The sequence below is a fragment of the Gilvimarinus sp. 1_MG-2023 genome, assembly GCF_030548285.1.
The window spans coordinates 1-232 of sequence record NZ_JAUOSC010001810.1 but is presented as its reverse complement, the minus strand read 5'-3'; the positions used below and the strand labels follow the sequence as shown (position 1 = coordinate 232).

Genomic DNA, 232 nt, shown 5'->3' with positions numbered 1-232 from the left:
CACCGCCCTGAGAGCAGGATTTCACCGCAGTCTGGAAGTGTTTGTAAAACGGGATACAACCGGTGTGGAAGGCTTCACCACCACGAATCGGGCTACCCAGAGCACGAATACGGCCGCCATTAATACCAATGCCTGCCCGTTGGGAAACGTATTTGATAATGGCGCTGGCGGTGGCATTGATGGAGTCGAGGCTGTCTCCGGCTTCAATCAGCACGCATGAGCTGAACTGGCG

At 55.6% G+C, this 232-nt stretch carries 1 protein-coding gene; it reads right to left on the bottom strand.

The genetic code is table 11. The features are described 5' to 3' along the window. The coding region (locus tag Q4563_RS22935) for a hypothetical protein (RefSeq protein ID WP_303606193.1) at positions 1-232 on the bottom strand (232 nt) is incomplete at both ends.